This is a genomic window from Oceanisphaera sp. (assembly GCF_052084945.1).
Taxonomy (GTDB): Bacteria; Pseudomonadota; Gammaproteobacteria; order Enterobacterales; family Aeromonadaceae; genus Oceanimonas.
Map to the genome: position 1 here is coordinate 1 of NZ_JBQDEX010000124.1, position 6,899 is coordinate 6,899.

At 45.8% G+C, this 6,899-nt stretch carries 7 protein-coding genes; 6 read left to right on the forward strand and 1 reads right to left on the reverse strand.

Features of this window, described 5'->3' with window-relative positions:
- The coding region (locus tag ACTHY5_RS10400) for a hypothetical protein (protein WP_441879370.1) at positions 1–180 on the forward strand (180 nt) is incomplete at its 5' end.
- A gap of 204 nt (positions 181–384) precedes the next feature.
- Here ACTHY5_RS10400 and rsmI read toward each other — a convergent pair.
- Entirely contained in the window at positions 385–1,227 is an 843-nt protein-coding gene (gene rsmI / locus ACTHY5_RS10405; protein ID WP_441879371.1) for a 16S rRNA (cytidine(1402)-2'-O)-methyltransferase, read from the reverse strand.
- A 58-nt stretch (positions 1,228–1,285) separates the two neighbouring features.
- On the opposite strand from rsmI, the gene ACTHY5_RS10410 reads away from it, so the two are divergent.
- The 5 genes from ACTHY5_RS10410 (at position 1,286) to ACTHY5_RS10430 (ending at position 6,618) form a co-directional block, all read left to right on the forward strand.
- Positions 1,286–3,163: a penicillin-binding protein activator gene (locus tag ACTHY5_RS10410; protein WP_441879373.1), complete on the forward strand. Its 1,878-nt coding sequence runs from the start codon at positions 1,286–1,288 to the stop codon at positions 3,161–3,163.
- Positions 3,093–3,491 carry a YraN family protein gene (locus ACTHY5_RS10415; protein WP_441879375.1) on the forward strand — a complete coding sequence of 133 codons (399 nt, stop codon included), beginning with the start codon at positions 3,093–3,095 and terminating at the stop codon, positions 3,489–3,491. The genes ACTHY5_RS10410 and ACTHY5_RS10415 overlap by 71 nt, the downstream gene beginning before the upstream one ends.
- A 9-nt stretch (positions 3,492–3,500) precedes the next feature.
- Complete coding sequence (locus tag ACTHY5_RS10420; RefSeq protein ID WP_441879376.1) at positions 3,501–4,103, forward strand: D-sedoheptulose-7-phosphate isomerase; 603 nt, start codon at positions 3,501–3,503, stop codon at positions 4,101–4,103.
- Positions 4,100–4,678, forward strand: coding sequence for a division/outer membrane stress-associated lipid-binding lipoprotein (gene dolP / locus ACTHY5_RS10425; protein WP_441879378.1), 579 nt, complete (start codon positions 4,100–4,102; stop codon positions 4,676–4,678). The genes ACTHY5_RS10420 and dolP overlap by 4 nt, the downstream gene beginning before the upstream one ends.
- Positions 4,679–5,022: 344 nt before the next feature.
- Positions 5,023–6,618: a methyl-accepting chemotaxis protein gene (locus ACTHY5_RS10430; RefSeq protein ID WP_441879380.1), complete on the forward strand. Its 1,596-nt coding sequence runs from the start codon at positions 5,023–5,025 to the stop codon at positions 6,616–6,618.
- The last annotated feature ends 281 nt before the right edge of the window (positions 6,619–6,899 follow it).

A 6,899-nucleotide genomic window follows, 5' to 3' on the forward strand; every position in this document is an offset into this window, starting at 1 on the left:
GTCCGTCTGCCCGAAGGCACAACGACAAAGCAGCGATTACCCAGCCAACTCCGGCACATATTGTACAACAACCCAGCCTTTATACCAATGTTGAATCAAATAAAAAGCATCGAACCTAACGGCCAAGATATTCTTGCCACGGAATATACAGAAGAACACGGAAAGATTAAGGTGAGATAAAATCGAGAAATGCTGACTTAATGAAACCTGATTACCTACAGACCACACTTTAGTGGCTCAGTCCCTCACCAACAAACATTGTTACTTCAGCTTCTTTCTAGACTTTATTTTTCTGTGAGTTCCGTGGATCCCGTGGCCGATATCTTTAAGCTTTAAGCGTTTAGCTCTTAATTCAACATTAAAAATTCAACGCTCAACATTAGCTTAAAGCCCGTTCTCTAAACCGTACTTATACAGCTCATTCTTTTTAGCACCATGGATGTCGGCTGTTAAGGCGGCGGCTTTTTTTAGTGGTAGCTCAGCGCGCAATAAAGTTAAGGTACGTATTACCTTAGCCGACAATTCATCCTCTGCGTGGGGCTTATATCCCGCTACCATCAAGACAATTTCACCTCGGCTACGATTACTATCTTCACTCAACCAAGCTTGCATGTCGCCAGCAGGCAGGCTGTTAATCGACTCGAAGGTCTTGGTGATTTCCCGTGCGACAACAAGTTGTCGATCTTCGCCTAACACCTCAACAATCGCGGCAACACTGTGTAATAGACGTCGCGGTGATTCATAAAAAATTAAGGTACGCGGCTCGTCTTTCAATTGCTCTATTTTATCTAGGCGCGCTTTTTCTTTGGCTGGCAAAAAGCCCTCAAAGGCAAAGCGGTCTGTGGGTAAGCCTGCAGCCGATAACGCAGTAATAGCGGCACAAGGACCAGGAATCGCAATCACTTGAATACCAGCATCACGACAACTATTGACCAGATGATAACCGGGATCACTGATTAAAGGCGTACCCGCATCCGACACTAATGCCACACTTTGGCCACCTACGAGCCGCTTGACCAATTGCTCTGACTTATACTGTTCATTATGATCGTGCAGTGCCCATGTAGCGCTATTAATTTGGTAATGAGATAGCAGTTTTGCCGTATGGCGGGTATCTTCACAGGCAATAAGATCAACTTGCTGTAATATGTCTAGCGCACGCTGACTAATATCATTCAGGTTGCCGATAGGGGTTGGCACAATATAAAGTGCAGCCGTTTGGCTCATGGGAACTCCTGTATAAACAATTGTTTCACCGTCATCGCCCTATTACACTAGGGACAATATGACACAGCTTGGGATGGGATTAAAGGGATTGGCAACACAACTTCAACGCAATAGTGTAACACGGCTACTCTGCACGCTGGTGCTTTCATCTATGTTGTTCGCCTGTGGTACAGGCTCACTACAACGTCAGCACTCAGGGCCAGCTCCGAATATGTTCAGCGCCATAGAGCATGCAAGCAACTATTATCGTCAGCAAGCAAATAAAGCAGCACCAGACGAGGTATTTAACTGGCATGTTTTATCGGTTCGCGCTTGGATACAAGAAGATAACCTTGTGGCATCCGCTAACCTGTTAAAGCGTATTTCTGCTAATGCCACACCAGCACAAGACACCATTATAACCCTGCTAAATGCAGAGCTTGCCATGGCCAGTAATCATAATGAACTGGCCGAACAACAGCTTTCCAGTATTAGCGAAGATGCATTAGACACCAATGCTAAGCGTTACTATTTGTTATTGCAGGCGGTTCGTCTTGAGCAGCAAGACCAGCCCATTTTAGCGGCAAAAATGCTCATTGAACGCACGCAATTACTTGCAGGTTCAAAACGGCACGAAAATGATACTCGCATTCATGATTTGCTAGCTAACCAACCGACACCTAAACTGCGCAAGGCACTCAACACCAATAACAGTGATCTTGTTAACGGCTGGCTGCATTTAATGGCTATTTTAAATAATCAAACAACAGCAGAAGAACAACGCGATTGGCAACTACACTCTTGGTATAAGCGCTATGCTGAGCATCCTGGGGTTCAGTATTTACCCAGCAATATTAACAGCAATACACTGCCTAGTATCTCTCAGTTTCAAGCACATCATATCGCGGTTTTATTACCACTTAGCGGCAAGCTATCAAAACAAGCCGATGCAATCCGAAACGGTATTTTAAGCGCACATCAAGGACAGTCTTCGCAACTGAGTTTCTTTGATACTAACGCCCATGATATGTTTAGTCTGTATGAACAAGTACAGCAAAAGGGGGCCGACTTTATTCTGGGGCCTTTGCTTAAAGATAACTTAGAAGCACTTGCTAATCTGGACCCAGTTCAGCCACAGCTAGCCTTAAATATGCCAGCCCAGCTCACTAACCTCCCCCACCGTTATTACTTCTCTCTTTCGCCTGAAGCAGAAGCGGCTGAAGCGGCCTTGCGTATCTGGGAGCAAGGTCACCGTCAGCCCTTAGTGTTTGCCCCTAACAACGCACTGGGGCGCCGAGTAGCTAACGAATTTAACACCCGTTGGCAGCAGCAAAGTGGCCAAGGCGCACGAATAGCGTATTTCAATAACAAGCAATCCATTGAAAATGACGTGCGCCGAGCACTGAAAAGCAAGCCTAGTGCGCCGGTAGCTGGGGTTATCCAGCCGGTAAACGCCTCCCCTGCTGATAGAGGGCCAATTGACTCGGTATATATGGCCTCCAACGCAACTGAAACACGATTTATTTTGCCGTACTTTGACTTTGTAAGAGATAGCCGCAGCGAGCGTTTGCCTACTTATGTTACCTCGCGCAGCTATATTCCTGCCGGCGAGGCCCCCATGAGTGAGCTTAATGACTTACAATTAGCTGATATGCCCTGGTTATTTGGCAGTGCCCCTCAGTTAATGGAAAAAGTAGTTAACTTATGGCCTGCTACTGGTGCACCTTGGTTACGCCTATTTGCACTTGGCTATGATGCCAATGTATTGATATCGCAACTAGCCGATTTACGAATGGGCTCATCTGCTGTTCCTGGTCTGAGTGGTGAGCTTGGCGTAACAGAGCAAGGCGTGGTAACACGCCAACTACAGTGGATGGAGTATAGCGATGGCGACTGGCAGCAATACCTCGAACAACCACAAGCAAGTGAAGAGCCACTCCTCACCGAGCCGCAATAAAGGCGATGTATTTGAACGTCGGGCCGAGCAGTACTTGCTCGGCCAGGGTTTACAGCTACAAATGCGTAATTATTTATGCAAGCTAGGTGAAATAGACTTGGTAATGAGTATCGATCGTACTTTGGTATTTGTAGAAGTACGTTATCGAAAAAATAACCATTTTGGAGGTGCGGCGGCGTCGGTCACGCCCGCTAAACAACAAAAGCTGCGCCGAGCCGCACACTGTTACTTGCAGTCACAAGGGCTAAATGAGTCAACACAGCCCTGTCGATTCGATTTGGTCGCCTGTGAAGGGAGTCATATTCACTGGATACCTAATGCGTTTTAAGGAAACCCCATGCAGGACGAAATAAAAGCCAGCTTTACCGAAAGTATACAAACTAAGATTGCTGCGGCTGAAGCGCTACCCGACGATATTTTAGTAGCAGCGCAAATGATGGTGATGTGTTTACTTAACGGTAATAAACTACTGGTTTGTGGCAATGGCGGCTCTAACGCGCTCGCACAATTGTTTGTTAGTGAGCTTATTAATCGCTATGAAACCGAGCGCCCCGCACTGCCGGCTATTTGCCTCACTCTCGATACCAGTAGCATTAGTGCCATTGCCGTTGATCAGCACTTTGACGAAGCATACTCCCGTCAAATTCGCGCCTTGGGTCAAGAAGGAGATGTATTAGTGGTGATTTCTACCAGTGGCAATAGCCGAAACTTAATAAAAGCCGCTGAAGCAGCCCTGAGCCGTGATATGACCATAGTGGCACTCAGTGGCGGCGATGGCGGCGAACTTGCAGGCTTACTTGGCCCAAGTGACGTCGAAATTCGCGTACCAGCCCTGCGCTCACCCCGTATACATGAGGTAAACTTACTGACCTTGCATTGCTTATGTGACTTAATTGATCGCACCTTATTTCCGCAAGAAGAAGAGGAAGAAGCACAATGAAAACTCGCTATTTAGCAGCCATCGCATCCGTATTACTCCTACAAGGCTGTGCCGGCTTAATGTTGGCCGGCGCGGGCACGGGTATTAGCTCCGCCACCGATCGAAGAACCTTAGGCACTCAAGTTAGTGACCAAACCATTGATATGCGCGCCTCGCATCGCTTGGGCGAAGTCAAGCCATTATCCGATGACAGCCGAGTGGTCGTGATTACCACCAACAGTAAAAGTTTATTGGTTGGCCAAGCTCCTACTGAAGAATACAGTGAACAAGCGGAAAACATCGTCAAGGGCGTTCCTGGGGTGAAGAAGGTTTATAATGAAATACGCTTAAGTGAGCCTTTGAGTGTGGGTGAGCGTAGTAATGACAGCTGGCTGACCTCTAAAATAAAAAGCGCTATCTTGGCCAATAAAACCCTTGATGGCACTAAAATAAAAGTTGTGTCTGAAAATGATGAAGTTTTTTTAATCGGCTTAGTCACTCAACAAGAAGCAGACATTGCCGTAGAAGTAGCACGTAATATCAAAGGCGTAACCCGTGTTATTACTGTATTTGAGTTAGTACAAGTAGCACATTAAATATCAATAAGCTGGCAGTCACTGCACTGCCAGCCATCAAACCTGCCCAGCGTTAATCCACCGCTGTTTTAGCGGCTTCTAACCGCATACTTCCCTTTTATCTTAGCTAATAACTTAGGGGCTAAGACTACTTTTCTGCTATTCGTTATGCACTATCTATTTAAAGTATTGATATAGCCAAACATTCCCTTCACTATTAGCCTTGCACACAAAGTCATATACTTTTGAAAACAATACCCAACTTCTGATTTAATATCAGAGGTTACCCTGCAATAAGCGCTAAACACTATCATTATGTGCGCTACTATTTTGGCCTTAAGTATAAAAATACATGGAGTTTTTTTATGACGCCTCAAACACCGCTTACTGGCACGGAGCGCACAATTAGCAAAGAAGATGTTTTAATTTCAAGCACTGATCTCACCGGAAAGGTGACTTATTGTAATGAGCAGCTACTGACTTTCTCTGGCTATACAAAAGACGATATTATCGGCCAACAGCAGATGATGCTGGGGGCAGGAGGTGTACCCTCCTCTATTTTTAGTGAACTATATGGCTCATTACAAGCCGGAAAGGCTTATGTTGCGATATTAAAAAACCGTTGTAAAAATGGCGACCATTATTGGGCAGATGTTTATTTCACTCCTAAGTATCACAATGGCCAACTCGCTGGTATCGACTCAATACGCACCCAACCACGTGCTGAATGTGTGGCTCGAGCTCAACAACATTATCCTCAACTAACCACCAAACAAGGGCGAGATCCAATTCATAAAGCCCGCCACCTTTGGGCCAACTTAACACTACACAACAAACTCAGCACTTGGCTTACCCTTTTACTGACCATCGTATTTTCGGGTTTGGCCATCGCTAGCCCTAACCAATTACCGATACTGGGCATCGGCTTTGCTGTATTGAGCATCGGCACTTGGCTTAGCTGCGGCTGGCTCACCACTGAGCTACATAAGCTGACTTGTCACTCACAGACCGTTATTGATAATGGGTTAGCCAGACTCATTTATACTGGCCGACAAGACGAGGTGGGGCAATTACAACTCACCATTCAAGTACTACAAGCCAAACTTGCCACAGCGCTAGGCCGTGTTGGCGATGCCGCAGATGAATTAGTAATGCAAGCTGGCCAAACAGAACAAGCCAGCCAAGCCACTCAACATGAAATTAGCCAACAAGAGCGAGAGATTGAGCAAATTGCTACTGCCATGGATGAAATGACATCTACTGTCGCCGAAATTGCTCGCAATACGACAGATGCTTCAAGCAGCGCTAACGAATCGAATCAAGTAGCAGCAATTGGCCGCAGTAATGTGCAAAACACCAGTGAACACATTGCCGCTTTAGCTGAGAACGTGCAAAACACGACACTTATTATTCAAACGTTAGAAAAAGACAGTGATGAAATAAGCGCCGTACTGACCATTATTCGCAACATTGCTGAGCAAACTAATTTACTCGCATTAAATGCCGCCATTGAAGCGGCTCGCGCCGGAGAGCAAGGCAGAGGTTTTGCCGTAGTGGCAGACGAAGTACGCAACCTAGCCGGACGCACTCAAGGCTCTATTGGTGATATAGAACAAACCATTGAGCGCTTACAAAGTACCACTCGTCAAGCCGTGAATGCCATGAGTGACAGCGCTACACTGGCAGCACAAGGCGTCACACAAACTCAAACATCAGAAACCTCGCTGGCTGAAATAACCCAGCAAATCGCAACTATAGGTGATTTAAATATGATGATTGCCAGTGCCGCCGAGCAACAAGCCAGTGTATCTAATGAAATTACCGAAAAAGTCCATCAAATCAGTCAATCTGCTGAAACAACGTCGGGCTATGCCGAAAATAATATGCAAACCAGCTATAAAATGGCCGAACTCACTCAGCAACTAACAGGCATCATCAACAGTTTTAGCGCACGAAAGTAACGCAACACCTTATACCAATCTGTAAAACTAACTGATCAAAGTTTTTCGCCACGGAACCCACGGAAGAACACGGAACAATAGAGATAAGATCTGAAAAAGACTTTATAGGGTAAGAGCCAAACACCCAACTATTAGTAGGGGAGCCCTTACCATTAGCAGTATTTGAGTCGTTATCACTTGTCGCTCTTGCCTTTTTCCGTGGATTCCGTGGCAAAATAGCCCTTAGTTTTTTACTTAATACAAACTGACCATATACTTATACCAATCTGGAAAAATAACTG